General features: G+C 54.7%; 17 protein-coding genes. 7 read left to right on the forward strand and 10 right to left on the reverse strand.

Translation table 11 applies throughout. The features are described from left to right. The first annotated feature begins 3 nt into the window (after window positions 1–3). The 6 genes from OGV57_RS19165 (at window position 4) to OGV57_RS19190 (ending at window position 4,854) form a co-directional block, all read left to right on the forward strand. Complete coding sequence (locus tag OGV57_RS19165) at window positions 4–318, forward strand: phage tail assembly protein (RefSeq protein ID WP_071684325.1); 315 nt, start codon at window positions 4–6, stop codon at window positions 316–318. After that, a complete protein-coding gene (locus OGV57_RS19170) occupies window positions 315–473 on the forward strand; it encodes a GpE family phage tail protein (protein WP_311836399.1) in 159 nt (52 codons plus the stop codon). Before OGV57_RS19165 ends, OGV57_RS19170 begins: the two co-directional genes overlap by 4 nt. Next, the gene (locus OGV57_RS19175; RefSeq protein ID WP_071684323.1) at window positions 463–2,913 is read left to right on the forward strand and encodes a phage tail tape measure protein; all 2,451 of its coding nucleotides are present in this window, start codon (window positions 463–465) and stop codon (window positions 2,911–2,913) included. The genes OGV57_RS19170 and OGV57_RS19175 overlap by 11 nt, the downstream gene beginning before the upstream one ends. A 13-nt stretch (window positions 2,914–2,926) precedes the next feature. Then, the gene (locus OGV57_RS19180; RefSeq protein ID WP_071684322.1) at window positions 2,927–3,391 is read left to right on the forward strand and encodes a phage tail protein; all 465 of its coding nucleotides are present in this window, start codon (window positions 2,927–2,929) and stop codon (window positions 3,389–3,391) included. After that, window positions 3,388–4,554: a phage late control D family protein gene (locus OGV57_RS19185; protein ID WP_071684321.1), complete on the forward strand. Its 1,167-nt coding sequence runs from the start codon at window positions 3,388–3,390 to the stop codon at window positions 4,552–4,554. The genes OGV57_RS19180 and OGV57_RS19185 overlap by 4 nt, the downstream gene beginning before the upstream one ends. Before the next feature lie 78 nt (window positions 4,555–4,632). Then, window positions 4,633–4,854 (forward strand): DNA-binding transcriptional regulator, encoded by a 222-nt coding sequence (locus OGV57_RS19190; RefSeq protein WP_041327762.1) that lies wholly within the window; start codon window positions 4,633–4,635, stop codon window positions 4,852–4,854. A 225-nt stretch (window positions 4,855–5,079) separates the two neighbouring features. On the opposite strand, the gene OGV57_RS19195 is transcribed toward OGV57_RS19190, so the two are convergent. The 9 genes from OGV57_RS19195 to OGV57_RS19235 all read right to left on the reverse strand — a co-directional run bounded on the left by OGV57_RS19195 (window position 5,080) and on the right by OGV57_RS19235 (window position 18,862). After that, the gene (locus OGV57_RS19195; protein ID WP_071684320.1) at window positions 5,080–5,340 is read right to left on the reverse strand and encodes a hypothetical protein; all 261 of its coding nucleotides are present in this window, start codon (window positions 5,338–5,340) and stop codon (window positions 5,080–5,082) included. A gap of 551 nt (window positions 5,341–5,891) precedes the next feature. After that, on the reverse strand, window positions 5,892–7,253 hold the full coding sequence (gene trhP, locus OGV57_RS19200; RefSeq protein ID WP_044701894.1) for a prephenate-dependent tRNA uridine(34) hydroxylase TrhP: 1,362 nt from the start codon (window positions 7,251–7,253) through the stop codon (window positions 5,892–5,894). 159 nt (window positions 7,254–7,412) lie between these two features. Further along, window positions 7,413–7,745, reverse strand: coding sequence for a YegP family protein (locus OGV57_RS19205; RefSeq protein ID WP_003841759.1), 333 nt, complete (start codon window positions 7,743–7,745; stop codon window positions 7,413–7,415). A gap of 135 nt (window positions 7,746–7,880) precedes the next feature. Next, a complete protein-coding gene (gene baeR / locus OGV57_RS19210; protein WP_003036797.1) occupies window positions 7,881–8,603 on the reverse strand; it encodes an envelope stress response regulator BaeR in 723 nt (240 codons plus the stop codon). Then, window positions 8,600–10,003, reverse strand: coding sequence for an envelope stress sensor histidine kinase BaeS (gene baeS / locus OGV57_RS19215; RefSeq protein WP_003841761.1), 1,404 nt, complete (start codon window positions 10,001–10,003; stop codon window positions 8,600–8,602). The genes baeR and baeS overlap by 4 nt, the downstream gene beginning before the upstream one ends. Then, window positions 10,003–11,415 (reverse strand): MFS transporter, encoded by a 1,413-nt coding sequence (locus tag OGV57_RS19220; protein WP_003036790.1) that lies wholly within the window; start codon window positions 11,413–11,415, stop codon window positions 10,003–10,005. The genes baeS and OGV57_RS19220 overlap by 1 nt, the downstream gene beginning before the upstream one ends. Then, window positions 11,412–14,492, reverse strand: a complete 3,081-nt coding sequence (gene mdtC, locus OGV57_RS19225; protein WP_054528567.1) for a multidrug efflux RND transporter permease subunit MdtC — start codon at window positions 14,490–14,492, stop codon at window positions 11,412–11,414. Before mdtC ends, OGV57_RS19220 begins: the two co-directional genes overlap by 4 nt. Then, window positions 14,493–17,615, reverse strand: a complete 3,123-nt coding sequence (locus tag OGV57_RS19230; RefSeq protein ID WP_003844339.1) for an MdtB/MuxB family multidrug efflux RND transporter permease subunit — start codon at window positions 17,613–17,615, stop codon at window positions 14,493–14,495. Further along, window positions 17,615–18,862, reverse strand: a complete 1,248-nt coding sequence (locus tag OGV57_RS19235) for an MdtA/MuxA family multidrug efflux RND transporter periplasmic adaptor subunit (protein ID WP_054528566.1) — start codon at window positions 18,860–18,862, stop codon at window positions 17,615–17,617. Before OGV57_RS19235 ends, OGV57_RS19230 begins: the two co-directional genes overlap by 1 nt. A 278-nt stretch (window positions 18,863–19,140) precedes the next feature. Here OGV57_RS19235 and OGV57_RS19240 point away from each other — a divergent pair, with 278 nt between their 5' ends. After that, the gene (locus OGV57_RS19240) at window positions 19,141–19,200 is read left to right on the forward strand and encodes a type I toxin-antitoxin system Ibs family toxin (protein ID WP_106672390.1); all 60 of its coding nucleotides are present in this window, start codon (window positions 19,141–19,143) and stop codon (window positions 19,198–19,200) included. Between the two features lie 99 nt (window positions 19,201–19,299). On the opposite strand, the gene yegD is transcribed toward OGV57_RS19240, so the two are convergent. Beyond that, complete coding sequence (gene yegD, locus OGV57_RS19245; RefSeq protein WP_003841770.1) at window positions 19,300–20,652, reverse strand: molecular chaperone; 1,353 nt, start codon at window positions 20,650–20,652, stop codon at window positions 19,300–19,302. Window positions 20,653–20,668 lie beyond the last annotated feature (16 nt).

A 20,668-nucleotide genomic window follows, 5' to 3' on the forward strand; every position in this document is an offset into this window, starting at 1 on the left:
CGCATGAAAAATATCAATGAAACTGCTGTTGCTGATACTGAAACCGTCAATCCGAATGTGGTGATTTTTGACACGGCGCTGATGCGCGGTGAGCAGAAAATTGAACAGGTCACGCTGACGAAACCCAATGCCGGAACCCTGCGCGGGGTATCGCTGGCCTCGCTGGCGAATTCCGACGTTGATGCGCTGATTAAAGTGCTGCCGCGCATGACGTATCCCGCCCTGACTGAGCACGAGGTCACGCGTCTCGATGCGTCTGACCTGATTTCGCTGGCCGGGAAGGTGGTTGGTTTTTTGTCACCGGCTTCGGGTCGCTGACCTTCCCGGAAAACCTGTCAGTCGATGACCTGATGGCGGATATCGCGGTGATTTTCCACTGGCCGCCATCAGAGTTACATTCCCTGAGCGTGACCGGGCTCCTGACATGGCGCGACAAGGCGCTGCAACGAAGCGGAAACCATCATGAGCAATAACGTCAGAATCGAGGTGCTGCTGAATGCCGTTGACCGGGCAAGCCGCCCGCTCAAAGCCATTCAGAACGCCAGCAATTCCCTGTCCGGTGATATCCGTTCCTCACAGAAAAGCCTGCGCGAGCTGAATGCGCAGGCATCCCGTATCGACGGATTCCGAAAAGCCAGCGCACAGCTTGCCGTGACCGGCCACGCGCTTGATAAAGCGAAACAGGAAGCCGAAGCGCTCGCCACGCAGTTTAAAAACACGGAGCGCCCGACGCGCGCACAGGCGCAGGTGCTTGAATCCGCGAAGCGTGCCGCCGAAGGGCTGCAGACGAAATACAACAGCCTCACGGAGTCGGTAAAGCGCCAGCAGCGCGAGCTCGGTGCGGCGGGAATTAATACCCGTAATCTGGCAAATGATGAGCGGGGGCTTAAATCCCGTATCAGTGAAACCACCACGCAGCTTAACCGTCAGCGCGAGGCACTGGCGAAAGTCAGCGCACAGCAGGCGAAGTTAAGCCGGGTGAAAGAACGGTATCAGGCCGGTAAATCACTGGCCGGTAATGCTGCGGCGGCGGGCGCTGCCGGTGTCGGTATTGCGACGGCGGGAACGATGGCCGGGGTTAAGCTGCTGACGCCGGGCTATGAATTTGCGCAGAAAAACTCAGAGCTGCAGGCGGTGCTTGGTGTCGACAAACAGTCACCCGAAATGCAGGCGTTGCGCAAACAGGCGCGCCAGCTCGGGGATAATACGGCGGCCTCTGCCGATGATGCGGCGGGGGCGCAGATTATTATCGCCAAAAGCGGCGGGGATGCGGCGGCGATTCAGGCGGCGACGCCGGTCACGCTGAATATGGCGCTGTCCAACAGGCGCACGATGGAAGAGAACGCCGCGCTGCTGACCGGGATGAAATCAGCGTTTCAGCTTTCAAACGACAAGGTCGCGCATATTGGTGATGTTCTCTCGATGACGATGAACAAAACCGCCGCCGATTTTGACGGGATGAGCGATGCGCTGACCTATGCCGCGCCGGTGGCGAAAAATGCCGGGGTGAGTATCGAGGAAACCGCCGCGATGGTGGGGGCGCTGCACGACTCCAAAATCACCGGCTCGATGGCGGGAACGGGAAGCCGTGCCGTTATGAGTCGCCTGCAGGCACCGACCGGCAAAGCCTACGATGCCATCAAAGAGCTCGGGGTGAAAACCTCCGACAGCAAGGGCAACACGCGCCCGATATTTTCCATCCTGAAAGAAATGCAGCGCAGTTTTGAGAAAAATAATCTCGGAACCGGCCAGAAAGCCGAATACATGAAAACCATTTTCGGGGAGGAGGCCAGCTCAGCGGCCGCAGTGCTGATGACGGCGGCCTCAACCGGCAAGCTCGATAAGCTCACCGCTGCGTTTAAAGCCTCGGACGGCAAGACTGAGGAGCTGGTTAAGGTTATGCAGGATAACCTCGGCGGCGACTTCAAAGAATTTCAGTCAGCCTATGAGGCGGTCGGGACTGACCTGTTTGACCAGCAGGAGGGCTCACTGCGTAAGCTGACGCAGACGGCCACGCAGTATGTGCTCAGGCTTGACGGCTGGCTCCAGAAAAATAAGGGGCTGGCGACCACCCTCGGCATGGTGGTCGGGGGCGCGCTGGCGCTGATCGGGGTGATGGGCGGGATTGGCCTTATCGCATGGCCGGTGGTCATGGGGATAAATGCCATCATTGCGGCGGCTGGCGTGCTCGGGGTGGTTTTCAGTACGGTCGGCGGCGCGATTGTCACGGCCATTGGCGCAATCAGTCTGCCGGTACTGGCGGTTGCCGGGGCGGTGGTGGCCGGGGCGCTGCTCATCCGTAAATACTGGGAGCCGATTGGTGCATTCTTCTCGGGCGTGGTGGAGGGGCTAAAAGCTGCCTTTGCCCCGGTGGGGGCGATGTTTACCCCGCTTGTGCCGGTGTTTGATGTCATTGCGGAAAAGCTGGGCGTTGTCTGCCAGTGGTTTAAAGACCTGCTTGCGCCGGTGAAAGCCACGCAGGACACGCTCGACAGTTGCAAAAATGTCGGTGTTGCGTTTGGTCAGGCGCTGGCTGATGCGCTGATGACGCCGCTCAACCTGTTTAACAGCCTGAGCGGCAAGGTTGACTGGCTGCTGGAGAAACTCGGCGTTATCAAAAAAGAATCGACCGACCTCGACCAGACTGCAGCCAAAGCGGATAAGGCTTCACCGGGTGGCGGGTATATCCCTGCGACAGCGAGTTATGGTGGGTATCAGGCGTATCAGGCGTATCAGCCGGTCACTGCGCCTGCAGGTCGCTCTTATATCGACCAGAGCAAAAGCGAATACAACATCACCCTGCAGGGTGGCGTTGCGTCGGGTGGTGACCTTGACCGCCAGCTCCGTGACGCCGTCGACAAACTTGACCGTGAAAAGCGAGCGCGTCAGCGATCCAACATGAGACTCGACTGAGAGAGGGGGCAAAATGTTAATGGTGCTGGGCTTTTTTGTGTTTGAACGGCGCACCCTGCCGCATCAGTCGATGCAGTATTCGAAGGACTACCGGTGGGTGTCCAATGACCGTATCGGCAGGCGACCGGCTTATCAGTTTCTCGGGGAGGGGGAGACCTCGCGCACCCTGTCGGGGACGCTTTACCCTGAAATCACCGGCGGTCGTCTGTCGTTGCAGGCGATTGAGCTGATGGCCGATGAGGGGCGCGCGTGGCCGCTGATTGACGGAACCGGCATGATCCACGGGATGTACGTTATCGATAAAGTGACCCATAACCACACCGAGCTTTTCAGCGACGGCGCGGCGAGAAAAATCGAGTTCACTCTGTCGCTAAAACGCGTCGACGAGTCGCTCGCGGCCATGTATGGCGACCTGAAAACGCAGGCGGATAATCTGGTCACGTCTGCCAGTGAATGGGCGGGAGGGCTGGCAGGATGATAACGGGAATGAATATTCAGGCCGGGGCGCGGGTCGCGCCCGCGTATATGCTCACGCTGGACGGGGAGGATATCACGCAGAATTTCAGCAACCGACTCATCGGCCTGACCATGACCGACAATCGCGGGTTTGAGGCTGACCAGCTCGATATTGCGCTCGATGATACCGACGGGCTGGTCGAGCTGCCACCGCGCGGGGCATCGCTGACGCTGTGGCTGGGCTGGCAGGGATCCGCACTGGTCAACAAGGGGAGTTTCACGGTTGATGAAATCGAGCACCGGGGCGCGCCTGATACGCTGACCATCCGGGGACGTAGTGCAGATTTTCGCGGCTCGCTAAACTCGCGGCGCGAGCAGTCATGGCACGACACCACGCTCGGGGTGATTGTGGAGACCATCACGCAGCGTAATAAGCTGACGGCCAGTGTTGCTGACGCCCTGAAATCCATCGCCATTCCCCATATCGACCAGACGCAGGAATCCGACGCGGCGTTTTTGTCCCGCCTTGCTGAGCGTAACGGTGCATCCGTGTCGGTGAAAGCCGGGAAGTTATTATTCCTGAAAGCCGGTAGTGCGATGACGGCCAGTGGTAAATCGATCCCACAAATGACCGTTGAGCGTGGTGACGGCGACCGCCATCAGTTCGCCATTGCAGACCGGGAGGCATACACCGGCGTGACGGCGAAATGGCTACATACCAGAGACCCGAAACCACAAAAGCAAAAGGTGAAGCTCAAACGTAAACCCAAAGAGCAGCATCTGCGCGCGCTGCAGCACCCGAAAGCCGCTAAAACATCGACAAAGGCCAGAGAGAAAAAGGCGCAGGAAGCGCGGGAAGGTGAGTATATGGCCGGAGAGTCTGACAACGTTCTTGAGCTCACGACCATCTATGCCACAAAGGCACAGGCTATGCGCGCGACTCAGGCAAAGTGGGACAGGATACAGCGAGGCGTGGCGGAGTTTTCCATTACGCTTGCCACTGGCCGGGCTGATTTATTTCCTGAAACGCCGGTGGCCGTGAAAGGCTTTAAGCGCGTGATAGACGAGCAGGCGTGGATAATCAGTCGTGTGGTGCACAGCCTTAACGGGAGCGGCTTCACGACGGGCCTAGAGCTTGAGGTTAAGGTTTCTGATGTGGAGTATGAGAGTGAAGAGATAACGTAGTAATTTACTATATGTATTTGTTTTACAAGGTTAAAATGAGTAAAATCACTGTGTTGAAAACGCTCAGAGGTGCTTATCATGTTTCACTGCCCGAAATGCCATTACGCCGCTCACGCCCGCACGAGTCGCTATTTTTCTGATACCACAAAAGAGCGGTATCATCAGTGCACAAACATCAACTGCAGTTGTACTTTTGTCACGACAGAAACCGTTGAGCGTTTCATCGTTTCGCCGGGGGAAGTCGTACCGGCTCCACCGCACCCGACAGTGTCCGGTCAGCATCAAATGCCCTGGCTGTGAGCAAAAAGAAAAGCCCCGCAATTGCGGGGCTTTCGTATTTTTAACTGTGGTGCTGAGCTTCGCGCTTTGACTTCACTGAAGCATTCAAGGCAAGCATCACAATCATTCACAGAGTCTTAATGCTTGGAGAGCAGAACTAAAAAACTGAATTGTTCATAATTAATTTTAAATTATTAGATTACAGGTATAAAACCCTGATATCAGTCAAGTTGGATACATAGAAAACTAACTAATTAATCCTCTACTTTTAAACAGAGTTTGGATTTCTTCAAATTTTTCTTTAGGCAAATCAGCAATTCTTGAAGAACATGCATTAGCAAACCTAGCCGGTTCGCATTTTTCCATGTGATCGAATTGATTCTGAACATTTCCTCCACGAGAGGCGTATTTAACTTTTCCATCCTCCATTGCTAGAACCACGCGCTCTTGGTTTCCAGGGGTTTTGTATACTCCACCAACAGCAATATCATTTTCACTGATAGACATGTTAATCAATCCTTTTTTAATGGAAGTTTCAAGCCATAGAGTAACCACCATCATAAAAAAATCAAACAAAACATACGTCTAAGATTGACCTTCTGATTGAACAGTAAAGTTTGTGAAGCATTTCTCAGTAAGATGGTTAGTAATCGACTCTGTCGCTGAGGAAAAAATACTCTGAATTGGACTAACTTCACTGTGATTAATACACACCGACCTTTTCTCTCTTTGCTCATAGTGATTTCAGGTGCTGTGCTTAAAAATGTACGCCTGCTTAACCGAGACATAAAAGGGAAAACCCCGCAAATGCGGGGCTTTTTGTATCGATGTGGTCAATGTGTGGACGTTGTAAGAAATAAATCCATTTATTTCAGTAGATTACAGGCAAAAAATAAGCCTGCGTAAGGGAGATTACGCAGGCTAAGGAGGTGGTTCCTGGTACAGCTAGCATTTATGGGTTATGTTTTTCAGCGGAGGGGATAATACCCTTAATGAACGAAACGGTATGTGATCGATTTCTAAGAATCTTCCGAACGCTGAAAAATAACCGTAATTAACTACTTAGCATGCGGGTTTCGTGTGGACTCGCTGGCAAAATTACGCATCAACAATGCATAATTCAGATCGATATCCTCTGGTACAGGCATCCACACGGTGTAACCATCGCCCGGCGCAACTGGCATGGCTTCGCCTTTCGCGTTTTCCATCTGCTCGAGAGTAAAGTTGATGTTGCCCTGTGGGGTCATCAGCTCCAGGCTGTCGCCGACGGTGAATTTGTTTTTTACCTGCACGGCCGCCAGTTCACCTTTACGTTCGCCGGTGAATTCGCCGACAAACTGCTGACGCTCGGAAACAGAGAAGCCGTATTCGTAGTTTTGATAGTCGTCATGTGTATGGCGGCGCAGGAACCCTTCGGTGTAACCACGATGCGCCAGGCCTTCCAGCGTTTCCAGCAGTTGCGGGTCGAACGGTTTACCGGCTGCGGCATCATCAATGGCTTTACGATAGACCTGCGCGGTACGTGCACAGTAATAGTACGACTTGGTGCGGCCTTCGATCTTCAGGGAATGCACGCCCATCTGCGTCAGGCGCTCAACGTGGGCAATGGCACGCAAATCCTTCGAGTTCATGATGTAAGTGCCGTGTTCGTCTTCGAATGCGGTCATGTACTCACCCGGGCGCTGGGCTTCCTCAATCATAAAGACTTTGTCTGTTGGTGCGCCAATACCCAGCGTGGGTTCGACGTTTTGTACCGGGATAGGCTCGTACTTATGCACGATATTGCCCACTACATCTTCTTTCCCTTCCTGCACGTTGTATTCCCAGCGGCAGGCATTGGTACAGGTACCCTGGTTTGGGTCACGCTTGTTGATGTAGCCAGAGAGCAGGCAACGGCCGGAGTAAGCCATGCACAGCGCGCCGTGAACGAAGATCTCAAGCTCCATATCCGGCACCTGGGTGCGGATCTCTTCAATTTCTTCCAGCGACAGCTCACGGGAGAGGATCACGCGGGTTAGCCCCATCTGCTTCCAGAATTTCACCGTCGCCCAGTTTACGGCGTTAGCCTGTACCGAAAGGTGAATGTCCATGTCAGGGAAGTTTTCGCGCACCAGCATAATCAGACCAGGGTCTGACATGATCAGTGCATCCGGCCCCATTTCCACCACCGGTTTCAGATCACGAATGAAGGTCTTCAGCTTGGCATTATGTGGGGCAATGTTAACCACCACATAGAATTTTTTACCCAATTCATGGGCTTCATTAATACCGAGCTGCAGGTTTTCGTGGTTGAATTCGTTGTTGCGTACGCGCAGTGAGTAACGCGGTTGGCCCGCATACACAGCGTCTGCGCCATAGGCGAAAGCGTAACGCATGTTTTTCAGCGTTCCCGCCGGGGAAAGGAGTTCCGGTTTAAACATAATTTTCTCGTTCTGATGACAGGTCAGACTCGCCTCACTCAATGAGGCGGTTAGGGGAGTGCCCCCATATTAAGGGCGGGCATTGTAGCGCTGCAGGGAAGGCAGGTAAAGAAAAACGCCGGGCGACAGCGTTGCGTTACCCGGCTGAGCGAGTAATTATCAGGTCTTATCTTTTATCGTCTGACTGACACCATTGGTCTTAACCGAAGTAATACCGGTCTCGCGTGACTGTTCATTCGCATACAGTTGACTGCTACCAATAATCTGGTGGTTTGCAGCTTTCAGGTTGAAATGTAATTTTCCATTAGCCGCTGTTTTTTTCTCATAACGCTCATCCAGAGGGCTGTTAGCCTGGACAGATGCGATCCCTTTTTCCGCAGCGCCTTTGGTAGTGTAAAGCTCGCTGGTAAGGATTATTTCCCCGTTCCCAGCTTTAAGAACAAAGCGGTACTGATCATCGCTACTTTTACTTAATTCAAACCAACCAGCCATATGAACTCCTTGATTAAAAGTTTTAGATCAAACAGTTATTGACGACAGTGTTGTCAGAAAGAGTATGAGCGATATTTGGAGAGTTGCTAGTCACCAGGGCCCCATGGAGCAGCGGGCCCTGAAGGGCAGAAGTGTTTAAGCAATTCGGCAGGCGTCGGCTTCCCAGCGATACCCCACGCCATAGACCGCGCGGATAAACGACTGCTCAGCATCCAGCGACTCCAGCTTGCGTCGCAGGTTCTTAATATGGCTGTCGATGGTGCGGTCGGTAACGACGCGATAATCGTCATAGAGATGGTTAAGTAATTGTTCTCGGGAGAATACTTTTCCCGGCTCATGTGACAACGTTTTAAGTAAGCGGAATTCGGCGGGCGTTAAATCGAGCATCTTCCCACGCCAGGAGGCCTGAAAACGGCCTTCATCGACGATAAGCGGGCTTTCTGCATCCATTTGTTGTAGTTCGCGCTGCGGTTTGCATCGGCGCAGGATCGTTTTAACACGCGCGACGACTTCGCGCGGGCTGTACGGTTTACAAATATAATCATCTGCACCGATCTCCAGCCCCAGCAGGCGATCAATCTCTTCGATTTTAGCGGTTACCATCATGATGGGGACTTCTGAGAAGCGGCGGATTTCCCGACACAGGGTCAGACCATCGGTACCGGGCAGCATCAGATCCAACAAGATCAGATCGGGCGGTGTTTGGCGCACGTAAGGCAGAACCAGGTCGCCGTGGCTGATGAGCGTAGGAGCGTAGCTCGCTGCCCGCAGGTAGTCGATGAGCAGTTGCCCCAGCTTGGGTTCGTCTTCCACGATCAGAATACGCGGCGTGTTTTCATCAATGGGTAACTCAGTCATACATCTCTCTGTAAATCGCGTTCCAGCGGTAACTCTACTGTAATGCTAACCCCACCAAAAGGCGAATGGGCGGCGCGGATCAGACCATTATGCGCTTGTACGATATTGACGCAAATCGCCAGCCCCAGTCCGGAACCTCCGCTGGCGCGGTTACGCGAGCCTTCGGTGCGATAAAATCGTTCAAACAGCTTCTGTAACTGCTCGTCACTTACGCCGGGAGCGGAATCTGCGAAGGTTAATAACACCATACGTTCGCGTTGTTCGGCGCTGATGTGCAGCCCGCCACCGCTGTCGGTATAACGCAGACTGTTTTCCAGCAGATTGTTGAACAACTGCATCAGACGATCCCTGTCGCCAAATACCGTCATGCTGTCCGGGAGCGAGAGTTGAAGCGTTAGTCCACGACTGGCAAAGCGTTCACGAAATGCGCCGCTTGCCACCTCAAGCAGCGGGATAAGATCCAGCGATGATTTCTGATAGGCCAGCGCACCTTCATCTGACATGGAGAGCTGATGGAGGTCGTCAACCAGTTTGGTGAGCGTACCCACTTCAGCCTGCAAAGAGGCAACGGAGTCGGGCGTGAACTGGCGGACACCATCCTGAATGGCCTCCAGTTCACCGCGCAACACCGCCAACGGCGTGCGCAGTTCGTGAGAAATATCGGCCATAAAGTCACGACGCATCTGCTGGTTTTTTTCCAACGTACTGGCGAGCTGGTTGAAGTCCTGAGCCAGCTTGCCTAGCTCATCCGTACTGGTTGGCGTAACGCGAGTGGTGAAATCGCCCGCCGCCAGTTTGTGCGTGCCTTCTACCAACCGTTTAACCGGGGCCAGCAGGCTGCGCGCCAGCGTAAACGTTGCCAGTGCTGCCAGGATCGTGGAGAGCGCGACAATAAGCCAGCTGGAACGTCTTTGCTGCATGTCGAAATTGATATCGGTATTACGCGTTAAACGCTCCACCGGAGAGGCAATCACAGCACCCACTTCGCTACCGTTGACGCGGATGGGATGGCGCATACCGTCGCGGGGGACAGGAGCCCGCGGGCCGACCAGTACGTGGGCATTTTGATCGACAACCCAAAACTGTGTACGCCAGCCGTGTGGCGGCATGCCTGGACCCGGTTTATCATCGTCGTTGTCGTGTTCAAAAGAGCGCAGGATCTGGAAAACAAAACGATCGTTATTGCGTAAGAATCGCCAGTTGCCGTGCTGCGCGTACTGCTCGCTTAACGCGTCGCTGAGCATTTGCAGCCGCTGTTCGTTACCGTGCTTAATATAGTCGATAAAACCGCGTTCGAAGCTTATGCGTACGGCCCAGTGCATGCTGATCAGCAACACAATGCAGGTGGCGAAAATCGCCAGAAACAGTTTGCCGGTGATACCGGGCCGCCAGAACTTCATCAGGTGCTCCTTTTGCGTCGTGAAATCACCGCATTGGTTTGCGTGTCGTTCGGCACGCGGGCAAAAATAATGGCGGGCAGCGCAATAATGAATGCAATGCACAGCCAGGTATACATAAAGACGCTATGCGTACTACCGCTGTCGATGGCGATATGTTGCTGGCCAAACATGCCTAACAGCAGACCCGCGATGGTCACCCCGATACTCATCGACAGCTGCATGATCATCGACAGCAAGCTGTTGCCGCTGCTGGCGAGATCGTCAGGCAGATCTTTTAACGTCAGGGTATTCATGGATGAAAAGCGCGTTGAGTTGACCATTCCCTGTAAAAACAGCACGAAGGGCAAGGCGTAATACCAGCCCAGCAGTGCCGTGGTCATTAGCAACAGACTGACCAGCGACAGGCCAAGCGTGGTGGTAATCAGTACGCGACGATAACCAAAGCGGTTAACGACCTGCACCACAATGCGCTTCATGCCCATACTGCCCAGCACCATCGGGATCATCATCAGTCCGGCATGAAACGGTGAAAAACCGAGGCCAATCTGTAAAAACACCGGCGTCATAAACGGCAGCATACCGCTGCCGATGCGTCCGGCAAAACTGCCGAACAGACCTAGCGAGAAGGTCGATGTGCGAAACAGATTCAGGCTAAACAGCGCGCGGGGATTTCGATGGGCGTGTTTCAGATACAGCGCAATAGCCAGCACCCCGCAGATGACCAACGCCGCCAGCGTGATACTGGAGAGACCTGTTCCTTTGCTGCCATCGAGCGCCAGCGTCAGAACCGCCATACCGACCGCCAGCATCGCGAATCCGGAGAGGTCGAAGCGTCGGGTTTGCATGGTGTAGTTGGGCATCAACATTAACGTCGCTATCGCGCCGACAATGCCTACCGGAATGTTAATCAAAAAGATCCAGTGCCAGGAGGCGTATTCAACCAGAATTCCGCCTAACGCTGGGCCCAGCAGCGGGCCGATTTGACCGGGTAAAGTGACAAACGTCATCGCCGCCATATATTGCTCACGCGGGACGATTTTCATCACCGTCAGCCTGCCGACTGGCACCATCATCGCACCGCCAACGCCTTGTAAGACGCGCGCCATCACCAGCTCGTTGAGCGTGCTGGACCCGGCGCAAAACAGCGAGCCAAGCGTAAACAGGATAATGGCGGTGAAGAAGATATTACGCACGCCAACTTTGTCCGCCAGCCATCCGCTGGCGGGCAGCATCACGGCAACGGTTAAAACATATGACACTATGACCATATGCATGTGTAACGGGCTTTCCCCGAGGCTTGCCGCCATCGAGGGAAGCGCGGTATTAACGATGGTGGTATCCAGCGACTGCATAAAAAAACCAAATGCCACAATCCAAAGTTGCCAGCGGGTGCTGTCGGGAAGTTCTGTCATAACTCTGCTACCGGTTTGCTGTTTTTACGCGAAAAACGCAGACGCAGACGGTCGAAAAAGAGATAGACCACAGGCGTGGTGTACAGCGTCAGGAGCTGGCTCACGACCAGCCCACCGACAATGGTTATCCCCAACGGCTGGCGCAGCTCAGAGCCATCCCCTGCGGATAACACTAACGGCAGTGCGCCAAATAACGCCGCCAGCGTGGTCATCATGATTGGGCGAAAGCGCAACAGGCAGGCCTGGAAAATAGCTTCTTCCGGTTGCAGCTTACCGTTTCTCTGCGCTTCCAGCGCAAAATCGACCATCATGATGGCGTTTTTCTTCACAATTCCAATTAATAGCATGATCCCTATCAGGGCGATTAGGCTGAACGGGGCATTGAACAGCTCCAGCGCCAGCAAAGCCCCGACCCCTGCCGAAGGTAGCGTGGAGAGAATGGTCAGCGGATGTACATAGCTTTCATACAGCATACCCAGCACGATATAGACGGTGGCGATGGCGGCGATAATCAGGATCACCTGCGAGTTCATAGTGTCCTGAAATACCTGGGCGGTACCGGCAAAGCTGCCACGAACCGTGGAGGGGACGCCGAGCTGGGTCATGGTTCTGTTGATGGCCTCTGTCGCTTCTGACAGTGAAGAACCTGTCGGCAGGTTAAACGACACGGTTGAGGCGGCAGATAATCCCTGATGGTTTACCGACAGTGGGGCATTCGCTGGCTGCCATTTGGCAAAGTACGATAACGGGATCGCTTTACCGTCATTGTTGATGACGAACATTTTGTCCAGTGCGCTGATGTCCTGGGTGTAACGTCGATCGACCTCCATCACCACTTTGTACTGGTTCATCGGCTGATAGATGGTTGAAATTTGTCGCTGACCAAAGGCGTTATTCAGCAGGCTGTTGGCGGCTGCCACGTCGATCCCAAGACGAGACATGGTGTCGCGATCGTAAATCAGATTCATCTCCGCGCCATTGTCCTGCTGATCGGAGTTGACGTCCGCCAGTTGGGGCAGGGCGGCAAGCGCCTTACGGATCTTCGGTTCCCACTCACGCAGCGCCGCCAGATCGTCGGACAGCAATGTGTATTGATAGCTGGCGTTGGCCTGGCGTCCGCCAACGCGGATGTCCTGCACCGCCATCAGAAACAGATTCGCACCTGGTTCTTTTGAAAGCGCAACGCGCAGGCGGTCGATCACCTGCTGAGCGGTTTCACGGCGCTCATCGCGTGGCTTGAGGGTAATAAACATCATCCCGCTGTTAACCCGTGACCCACCGGTAAAGCCGGTGACATTGTTCACCGCCGGATCGTCGCGGATGATCTTCATAAAATCCTGCAGTTTACCGCGCATCGCCTGGAAAGAGATGCTCTGGTCAGCCTGGATCCCTCCCATCAATACGCCCGTATCCTGCTCCGGGAAGAAGGTTTTGGGGATGGAAACATAAAGCCAGATATTCAGCGCAATGGTGCCGAGTAATACCACGCCCACCAGTCGCGTGTGGCGCAGTACCCATTTAAGTGAAGTGCTGTAGCTTTGCTGCAGCGCTACCAGCACGCGACCAAATCCCCGTTTACGCGGCTGTTCACGCGGGGCGCTGGATTTAAGCATCCAGCCGCACATCATTGGCGTTAATGTCAGCGACACCAGCAGCGAGATACCGATGGCAACCGACAGCGTGACGGCAAATTCGCGCAGCAGGCGTCCAGGCAATCCGCCCATTAACAGCAGCGGCAGGAATACCGCCACCAGCGACAGGCTCATGGAAAGCACGGTGAATCCCACTTCGCGCGTACCCTGTAACGCCGCCTGGAGTGGCTTCATTCCTGCTTCCAGGTGGCGGGCAATATTTTCCAGCACCACGATGGCGTCATCTACGACAAATCCCGTGGCAATGGTTAACGCCATCAATGACAGGTTGTTCAGGCTGAATCCGCACAGATACATGGCGGCAAAGGTACCGATCAGCGAGACCGGAACCGCTACCGCGGGGATCAGAGTCGCACGCCCGGATCGCAGGAAAACAAAGACCACCAGGATAACCAGCGCCACGGAGATAATCAGCGTCTGTTCAACTTCCTCTAATGAAGCGCGAATGGTCGGTGAACGGTCCTGGGCGATTTGCAGATCGATGGCGGCCGGGACCAGCGTTTGTAGCTCCGGTAATTTGGCGCGAATGCTATCTACCGTCTGAATAATATTGGCTTCCGGCAGCTTGCGGATCATCAGCAGAATGGCCGGTTTGGCGTTGGTCATCCCCGCGTTACGAACGTCCTGTACAGAATCGGTTATAGACGCAACATCACCCAGTCGCACCGCTGCGCCGTTGTTATAGTGGATGATAATAGGTTGATATTCGGCGGCGGTTTTCAGCTCATCGTTAGTTTGTACCTGCCAGCGATGGGTATCATTCTCGATAGCGCCCTGCGGCTTACGCACGTTGGCATTGTCGATCGCGCTACGCACGTCGTCCAGTGACACGCCCTGGTTAAACAGCGCCTGCGGGTTGAGTCCTACCCGCACGGCAGGCAGAGAACTGCCTCCAACGTCCACGTCGCCCACACCGTCGATTTGCGCGATGGTCTGCGCCAGTTGTGTTGATGCGAAATCGTACAGTTCACCCTGCGAGTAAGTGTCCGACGTCAGCGTCAGGATCATGATTGGCGCATCGGAAGGGTTAGCTTTGCGATACGTTGGTCGGCTCGGCATCCCGCTGGGCAGCAGGCTTTGCGCGGCGTTAATCGCGGCCTGAACGTCCCGCGCCGCGCCATTGATGTCACGGTCGAATTTGAATTCGAGAATAATACGCGTACTGCCAAGCGAACTACTCGAAGTCATTTCGTTTACGCCCGCGATGCGGCCCAGCGAGCGCTCCAGCGGAGTTGCGACCGAAGACGCCATCGTTTCAGGGGAGGCTCCGGGTAATGATGCGCTGACCATTATCACCGGAAAATCCACCTGCGGCAGCGGAGCGACCGGCAGCAGACGAAAGCCCAGAATACCGCATAGGGTGATAGCCACCGAAATGAGAATGGTCGCCACCGGCCGATGAATGAAAAGCGCGAAAAATTTCATTTACGCTTCCTCTTCCTGACGCGGGAAGCGGCTTTTCACATACAGCGACAGACGGTCAAACAGCAGATAAATTACCGGGGTGGTAAACAGGGTTAATACCTGACTCACAAGCAGTCCACCAACCATGCCAATGCCTAACGGACGGCGTAACTCTGCGCCCACGCCGGTACTTAACATCAGCGGCAACGCGCCGAGCAGTGCCGCCAGCGTAGTCATCAGAATTGGGCGGAAACGCAGCAGACAGGCCTGGAAAATAGCATCGCGCGGCGCCATGCCTTGTTCGCGCTCCGCGGCAAGGGCAAAGTCGATCATCATGATGGCGTTTTTCTTGACGATACCGATGAGCAAAATAATGCCAATAATCGCGATGACGTCCAGTTCGCTGCCGGCAATCATTAACGCCAGCAGTGCCCCGACGCCCGCCGTCGGCAGCGTGGAGAGAATAGTAATTGGGTGAATAAAGCTCTCATACAGCACGCCGAGGACGATATACATCGCGACAACCGCAGCCACAATCAACCAGATGGTATTTCCCAGCGCGGCCTGGAAGGCGAGCGTGCTACCCTGGAACTGGGTCGTAATATTTGCGGGCAGGTTAAGCGTTTTTTCGGCGTCCAGAATCGCCTGTACCGCATCACCCAGCGAATGTTCGTCTGGCACGTTGAACGAGATGGTGGTGACCGGGAACTGATCGAGGTGGTTAATCGACAGCGGGGCAAAACGCTGTTCAATACTGGCGATCGCGCTGAGCGGTACTATGCCACCGTCGCTACTGGTCAGACGTATTGTATCCAGTGCCGCAAGCCCCGGCGTATTGTTGGTGTTATGTTCTAACACCACGCGATATTGATTTGCCTGGGTGTAAATAGTCGAAATCAAACGCTGGCCGAAGGCGTTGTACAGGGCGTTGTCGACATCTGACATGCTGATGCCCAAACGGCTGGCGCTGTCGCGATTGACGTTCACATACGCTACCAGCCCTTTGTCCTGCCAGTCGCTGCTGACGTCGGACAGTTGCGGTAGCTGATTTAGTTTTGCTATCAGCTGTGGCACCCAGGTGCTGAGGGCATCAAGGGATGTCGCTTGCAGCGTGAATTGATATTGCGTCCGGCTCACCTGAGTATCAATCGTCAGATCCTGAGTAGGCTGAAGATAAAGGTCAACTCCGGGAACCCTGTCAACCGCGTCCTGTAAGCGCGCAATCACTTTCTGCACCCGATCGTCACGTTCATCCAGTGGTTTAAGGTTGATTTGCAAACGCGCACTGTTCAATGCCGGATTAGTACCATCCACGCCGACAAAAGCGGTCAGGCTCTCTACCGCCGGATCTTTAAGGATGACATCTGAAACCTGACGCTGGCGCTCGGCCATGCTGGCGAATGAGCTGGACTGCGGTGCCTGTAGCGTACCCTGGATAATGCCGTTGTCCTGGATTGGGAAGAAACCTTTGGGGATGAAAACCCATAGCATGACGCTCAATGCCAGCGTGCCGAGCGCTACGCTCAGCGTCAGCCACGGGTGGTTAAGTACTTTTGCCAGCCAATGACCGTACCCGGCGATGACGCGATCAAACATTCGCTCTGAGGCGCGGGAGAAGCGATTTTGCTTACGCAATGAGGCCTGATTCAGCATACGCGCGCACATCATCGGCGTAAGAGTGAGCGAGACAACGGCAGAAATCAGAATCGCCACCGCCAGCGTAACGGCGAATTCACGGAACAAGCGCCCGACGATATCGCCCATGAATAGCAGTGGGATCAATACCGCAATCAATGAAAACGTCAGAGAGATGATGGTAAAACCAATCTCGCCTGCGCCCTTCAGGGCAGCAGTCAGCGGTTTTTCGCCTTTTTCGATATAGCGTGAAATATTCTCGATAACCACGATAGCGTCATCCACAACAAAGCCTGTCGCGATGGTTAGCGCCATTAAGGTCAGGTTGTTGATGGAGAAATCAAGAAATACCATCACCGCGAAGGTGCCGATTAACGACAACGGTACGGCGACTGCAGGAATAATCGTCGCCGGAACATTGCGCAGAAACAGGTAGATAATCATCACCACCAGCGCTATCGCCAGCATCAACTCGAACTGGGTGTCTGCAACAGAGGCACGAATATTGGTGGTGCGATCGGAAAGTACGCTGACCTTAACCGATTTGGGCAGGCTTTCGGTGAGCTGTGGCAGCATCTGGCGGATACTGTCTGCCGTGGCGATGATGTTCGCCCCAGGCTGGCGCTGCACATTCATCACTATAGCTTGTTGCTTATTTGCCCATGCACCCAGCCAGCTGTTTTCTGCTCCTTGTTCGACGGTAGCAACATCGCCCAGACGAACCGGCGCACCGTTTTTATAGGCAATAATGAGCTGACGATATTCATCTGCGGACTGCATCTGGTCGTTAGCTGAAAGGGTAACGGCGCGCGTTGGGCCATCAAGACTCCCTTTTGCTGAATTGACGTTGGCACCGGTAATGGCCGTACGGATGGTTTCGCTGGTAAGACCGAGTGCGGCAATGGCCTGAGCGTTAAGTTTCACGCGGACCGCCGGACGTTGCCCACCGGAAAGTGTTACCAGACCCACGCCGGATACCTGAGAGATTTTCTGCGCGACGCGGGTTTCGACCATATCTTCCACCTGCGTCATCGGCATGGCGCTGGAAGTGACCGCCAGCGTCATGATCGGCGGATCTGCCGGATTTACCTTGCTGTAGACCGGAGGGTTAGGTAGATCGCTGGGTAATAAATTGGTGGCGGCGTTAATCGCGGCCTGAACTTCTTGCTCGGCAACATCCAGCGGGAGCGTCAGTTGAAACTGTAACGTAACGACCGATGCGCCACCGGAGCTTTGTGATGACATCTGTTTTAAGCCAGACATCTGGCCAAACTGACGTTCAAGCGGCGCGGTTACCGCCGAGGTCATGACGTCCGGGCTGGCGCCAGGGTAGAGCGTAACGACCTGAATCGTGGGGTAATCCACTTCAGGTAAGGCGGCGATTGGCAGGAAGCGATAACCGATAATACCGGCAAGCAAAATCGCGACCATCAGCAGCGTAGTGGCGACGGGGCGCAGAATGAACAGGCGCGATGGTCCGCCTGTGTTGTCCGGAGGTAACACCTGCATCAGGAGTTGGCTCCTTTTTTGCCGTATCCGCGTGGCGCTGTTTTCTCATCGGAAACAGAGGCGTCGTGCGCCTCAACGACTTCGACTTTTGCGCCTTCCGTCAGACGGTCAATACCGTCAGTCACGACCCGATCGCCTGCGGACAACCCAGCGGCGATCACCACTTTTTGGCTGTCCTGAATACCCGGTTTAACCAGATGCTTACTCACTTTGTTGTCGCTATTCAGTACCCAGACAAAGTGCCCTTCGTTGCCCATCTGCAGGGCTGCTGTTGGGATCACAACGGCATTTTGCTGTGTGTCGACCAGCATGCGGGCGTTGACGAACTGGTTAGGGAATAACGCATCATCCTGATTGTTAAAACGGGCTTTAACTTTGATGGTTCCTGTAGTGGCATCAATCTGATTGTCGAGACTGAGCAGGACGCCTTCACTCAGTTTTTGTGAATTGGTTCGGTCCCAGGCTTCGACCTTCACCTGGATCCCCGATTTTTGTGCCTGCAACACGGTAGCAATGTCGTTTTCAGGCAAAGTAAATATCAGGTCGATGGGATGAGTTTGCGTAATGACGACGATCCCAGTGGTATCGCCGCTGGAAATTTGGTTACCGACATCGACCTGCTTCAGGCCGACACGACCATCGACAGGTGCGGTTATCCGACTCCAGTCGAGCTGCAACTGAGCGCTGGCGACACTGGCTTCATCCGCTTTGATTGTGCCTAACGTCTCATTGACCAGCGCCTGCTGGGCATCCAGCTCCTGGCGGGAGACCAGATTGGTTTTAACCAACTGTTGATAGCGGGCAAGATCGCGACGGGCATTCGCCAGCGTGGCTTTATCTTTTGCCAGTTGTCCCTGCGCCTGAGCCAGAGCGACTTTGAACTGGCTGGGATCTATCTCTGCCAGCAGGTCGCCGGCTTTTACCTGTTGTCCTTCCTCAAAGTGTAAGGCAATGAGCTGACCGTCCACCCGGCTACGTACCGTGGCGGTATTGGCGGCAGTAATGGTACCCAGCCCTGTCAGGTAACGTGGAACGGCTTCCTCGGTGGCGGTGGCAGCCTGCACGGGAGCCAACGGTCCGGAGCGCATTCCACGGCGTGCCGACCCAGGCGTGTGCTGCGCTGGTTTGGTAGCGCCCGGTGCGGTTTCCTGGGAAGCGCTGCGGCTTTGCCAGAACCAGATGGCGGCGACGGCGGCCACGACGATCACGATTGCTATCACCCAGCGGGATTTATTACTGCCTTTCATTGTTATGAGTTTCTCATCCTGAAACGATTCGCGGAATGATACTAGTTTAGCCAGCGAACAAGGGAGAAAAATGGAGGAATTATGAAACACTGTCGGGATTCGTCTGAATGCTGACGCGGCTTTGCGAGGCGTTACGCAACAATTTGCGGCGAAAATAGCGAATGCGTCATTGCGCGTTAGAGTGCGGTCAAGGCAAAAGGAGGTAAGCCAGAGATTTCAGCGGGACGCTGGAACGGGAAAGCCCCTCCCGAGGAAGGGGCCAAAATAAGGAAAGGGTTATGATGAAGTACGTCATCATACTGGTGATACTCTTAGTCATTAGCTTACCGGCTTACTAAGACACCAGGGGGAGGGGAAACCTTCCCTAACCCTCACTCCTGAAAATAAGCCACAGCAACGGTGATGTCAATACGCACACCTTTCAGCTTGCGAGCCGCTTAGCGGAAAACAACGTCAGCCCAGCGGGCCAGACCGGCGGTGACAGAACCGAAGTCATCGCCACCCGCGATAGGGATCCCAGGAAGCTGCTGGGCGAGGGCTTTTTTAATCAGCGGTGAACGCGCGCTGCCGCCGGTCAGATAAATCACGTCCGGTTTTTCCTGCGCGTTGTCCAGCGCCAGTTGGACCTGCTCCAGAATGCGCGCCAGGGGCTGATTGAGCGCGGCCTCCAATCCATGTTGACTAATATCGGTTGCCAGCGTGTCGCTGATAAACGGTATCGCCGCCGTTACAATGGTCTGGTCGGAAAGCGCGATCTTGCTCTCTTCTGCGCTGCGCACCAGGCGATAGCTCAGACGCTCGCGCCAGACTTTGAGCAGCAAGGCTACTTTATCGGCTTCTTTCGCGTCGCGGACAAGATCGTTCAGTAAACGACCGTTGGCGCTGCTGTAGAAATCACTTTGCGCGGGAACATCGTTGATCGCGACCGCGTTCCACCAGGGGAGAATCGGTAAGGCGATCCCTTTTTCAGTCTCACCGCCCATACCTAGCAGCGGCATCAGGTGTTTAAACGCCAGCGCGATATCCAGATCGTTCCCGCCTACACGGCAGCCACTGTGTCCCAGCAGGCTGTTTTCGCGATCGGCGCGCTGATGCCATTGCGGCCCCATCAGCAGCAGTGAACAGTCGGTCGTACCCCCGCCAATATCTACCACCAGCACGCGTTTCTCATCCTGCAGTGTGGCTTCGTAATCCAGCCCCGCTGCTACCGGCTCGTACTGGAAGACGACATCCTGAAAACCGGCACGTTTGGCCGCACGTTCAAGAATCCCCTGCGCCTGGATGTTGGCGTCATCGCCACCTAATCCCTGGAAGTTGATGGGGCGACCAATTACGGCCTGAGTGATAGCTTCCGGCAATTGGCTTTGCGCCTGGTTGCGAATGTGCAGCATCATTGCACAGACCAGATCTTCAAACAGCGCAACTTGCTGCGGCTTCAGACCGCTGGCACCCAAAAATGATTTTGGCGATTTAACGAAGTACACCTCTTCCGGGTCTTCAATATACTGACCCAGCGATGTCAGACCGAACTGCACGCTGTTGGCGTTAACGTCGATGTCCTCTTCGCGATTGTAGCGCATCGCACGGCGAAGCAGCGCCTGTGTTTCATCGTCCGTGGTTGGAACGTCGTGATGGCGATACAGCCACTCGCTAACCGCTTCGCGCGTTGGTGCGCACAGCATTGAGGGTAGCAGCGTGCTGTTATTTTCCATTTTGAGCAGGTGGGGCTGCCCATCACGCATAACGGCCACTGAACAGTTTGCCGTACCGTAGTCAAAACCAATAAACACCGTAAAAATCCCCATG

The sequence above is a fragment of the Citrobacter sp. Cf087 genome (assembly GCF_030334285.1).
In the GTDB taxonomy this organism is placed as follows: domain Bacteria; phylum Pseudomonadota; class Gammaproteobacteria; order Enterobacterales; family Enterobacteriaceae; genus Citrobacter; species Citrobacter freundii.